Below are 2515 nucleotides of genomic sequence, written 5' to 3'. Positions count from 1 at the left end.
TAAGGCTTAGCTTCCGGGTTCGGAATGTAACCGGGCGTTTCCCCTACGCTATGACCACCGAAACACTATGAAACAGACAACAACCGCACCACGCCATAGACGTGGGGTCGTTCGTGGTTTCAGAACCAACACAGTGGACGCGAGCAACTGAGGACAAGCCCTCGGCCTATTAGTACCGGTCAACTCCACACGTTACCGTGCTTCCATATCCGGCCTATCAACCCAGTCGTCTACTGGGAGCCTTACCCCATCAAGTGGGTGGGAGTCCTCATCTCGAAGCAGGCTTCCCGCTTAGATGCTTTCAGCGGTTATCCCTCCCGAACGTAGCCAACCAGCCATGCCCTTGGCAGGACAACTGGCACACCAGAGGTTCGTCCGTCCCGGTCCTCTCGTACTAGGGACAGCCCTTCTCAAGACTCCTGCGCGCGCAGCGGATAGGGACCGAACTGTCTCACGACGTTCTAAACCCAGCTCGCGTACCGCTTTAATGGGCGAACAGCCCAACCCTTGGGACCGACTCCAGCCCCAGGATGCGACGAGCCGACATCGAGGTGCCAAACCATCCCGTCGATATGGACTCTTGGGGAAGATCAGCCTGTTATCCCCGGGGTACCTTTTATCCGTTGAGCGACGGCGCTTCCACAAGCCACCGCCGGATCACTAGTCCCGACTTTCGTCCCTGCTCGACCCGTCGGTCTCACAGTCAAGCTCCCTTGTGCACTTACACTCAACACCTGATTACCAACCAGGCTGAGGGAACCTTTGGGCGCCTCCGTTACTCTTTAGGAGGCAACCGCCCCAGTTAAACTACCCATCAGACACTGTCCCTGATCCGGATCACGGACCCAGGTTAGACATCCAGCACGACCAGACTGGTATTTCAACGACGACTCCACCACCACTGGCGTGGCGGCTTCACAGTCTCCCAGCTATCCTACACAAGCCGAACCGAACACCAATATCAAACTATAGTAAAGGTCCCGGGGTCTTTCCGTCCTGCTGCGCGAAACGAGCATCTTTACTCGTAGTGCAATTTCACCGGGCCTATGGTTGAGACAGTCGAGAAGTCGTTACGCCATTCGTGCAGGTCGGAACTTACCCGACAAGGAATTTCGCTACCTTAGGATGGTTATAGTTACCACCGCCGTTTACTGGCGCTTAAGTTCTCAGCCTCGCCACCCCGAAGAGTGACTAACCGGTCCCCTTAACGTTCCAGCACCGGGCAGGCGTCAGTCCGTATACATCGCCTTACGGCTTCGCACGGACCTGTGTTTTTAGTAAACAGTCGCTTCTCGCTGGTCTCTGCGGCCACACCCAGCTCAGAGCGCGAGGCTCATCACCGGACATGGCCCCCCTTCTCCCGAAGTTACGGGGGCATTTTGCCGAGTTCCTTAACCATAGTTCACCCGAACGCCTCGGTATTCTCTACCTGACTACCTGAGTCGGTTTAGGGTACGGGCCGCCGTAAAACTCGCTAGAGGCTTTTCTCGACAGCATAGGATCATCCACTTCGCCACAATCGGCTCGGCATCGGGTCTCACCCTGTTGCCATCCGGATTTACCTGGATGACGGGCTACACCCTTACCCCGGGACTACCACCGCCCGGGCTGGACTACCTTCCTGCGTCACCCCATCGCTCACCTACTACAGGTCTGGTCCGCCGGCTCCACCACTTTCCTTTCCCCGAAGGGTCCGGAACGGCTTCACGGGCTCAGCATCGCCTGATTCAATGTCTGGCGCTTCACAGCGGGTACCGGAATATCAACCGGTTATCCATCGACTACGCCTGTCGGCCTCGCCTTAGGTCCCGACTTACCCTGGGCAGATCAGCTTGACCCAGGAACCCTTAGTCAATCGGCGCACACGTTTCTCACGTGTGTATCGCTACTCATGCCTGCATTCTCACTCGTCAACCGTCCACCACTGCCTTCCGGCGCGGCTTCACCCGGCAGACGACGCTCCCCTACCCATCACAGCGGGCGTTGGCCCCATGTGCTGCAATGACACGACTTCGGCGGTACGCTTGAGCCCCGCTACATTGTCGGCGCGGAATCACTAGACCAGTGAGCTATTACGCACTCTTTCAAGGGTGGCTGCTTCTAAGCCAACCTCCTGGTTGTCTGTGCGACTCCACATCCTTTTCCACTTAGCGTACGCTTGGGGGCCTTAGTCGATGCTCTGGGCTGTTTCCCTCTCGACCATGGAGCTTATCCCCCACAGTCTCACTGCCGCGCTCTCACTTACCGGCATTCGGAGTTTGGCTAAGGTCAGTAACCCGGTAGGGCCCATCGCCTATCCAGTGCTCTACCTCCGGCAAGAAACACGCGACGCTGCACCTAAATGCATTTCGGGGAGAACCAGCTATCACGGAGTTTGATTGGCCTTTCACCCCTAACCACAGGTCATCCCCCAGGTTTTCAACCCTGGTGGGTTCGGTCCTCCACGAAGTCTTACCTCCGCTTCAACCTGCCCATGGCTAGATCACTCCGCTTCGGGTCTTGAGCATGCTACTGA

Annotated in this window: 2 rRNA genes; both read right to left on the bottom strand. The window is 57.2% G+C overall.

Annotated features, from left to right (window positions below):
• Positions 1–62 (bottom strand): 5S ribosomal RNA (gene rrf, locus ACFYQA_RS39385); the annotation flags it as partial.
• Positions 63–149: 87 nt separating this feature from the next.
• Positions 150–2515: ribosomal RNA gene (locus tag ACFYQA_RS39380) — 23S ribosomal RNA — on the bottom strand; the annotation flags it as partial.

This window comes from Streptomyces sp. NPDC005774 (genome assembly GCF_042871645.1).
Taxonomy (GTDB): Bacteria; Actinomycetota; Actinomycetes; order Streptomycetales; family Streptomycetaceae; genus Streptomyces; species Streptomyces pratens.
Note: the sequence above shows the minus strand (reverse complement) of the source record. Positions and strands in the feature narration are given on the sequence as shown.